Raw genomic sequence first — 428 nt, 5'->3', positions numbered from 1 at the left:
CGGTGGAGCGCACCACGAACGGGGGCTACGGGCTGCGCGCTCTCCGCGAGCGCCTCGCAGACCTGGGCGGTGAGCTCACCGTCGAATCGGAGCCGGGAGGTGGCACGGCCGTCACCGCCCGCCTGCCCCTCGTGCGGGCGGACGAGGCGTTGCCATGATCCGGGTACTGCTGGTGGACGACCATCCGGTGGTGCGGTCCGGCGTCGCGGCGCTGCTGAGCGGGGCCGACACCATCGAGGTGATCGGGTCCGCAGCCACGGGCGAGGAAGCACTGCGGCTGGTGGACGAGTTGTCGCCCGACGTGGTCCTCTGCGACCTGAGGCTGGGAGAGGGACTCGACGGCGTGGGCGTCACCGAGGCGGTCAGACGCCGGCCCCGCCCGCCGGCGGTGCTGATCCTCACCACCTACGACAACGACTCCGACATTG

2 protein-coding genes are annotated in these 428 nt (G+C 72.2%); both read left to right on the top strand.

From position 1 onward, the window contains the following. Window positions 1-2: 2 nt before the first annotated feature. Window positions 3-158: an ATP-binding protein gene (locus tag BJN45_RS18295; RefSeq protein WP_430793466.1), complete on the top strand. Its 156-nt coding sequence runs from the start codon at window positions 3-5 to the stop codon at window positions 156-158. Beyond that, a partial coding sequence (locus BJN45_RS17460; protein ID WP_139326383.1) for a response regulator occupies window positions 155-428 on the top strand: 274 nt, incomplete at its 3' end. The genes BJN45_RS18295 and BJN45_RS17460, both read left to right, overlap by 4 nt.

The organism is Azonexus hydrophilus (genome assembly GCF_001956855.1).
Classification (GTDB): domain Bacteria; phylum Pseudomonadota; class Gammaproteobacteria; order Burkholderiales; family Rhodocyclaceae; genus Azonexus; species Azonexus hydrophilus_A.
Note: the sequence above shows the minus strand (reverse complement) of the source record. Positions and strands in the feature narration are given on the sequence as shown.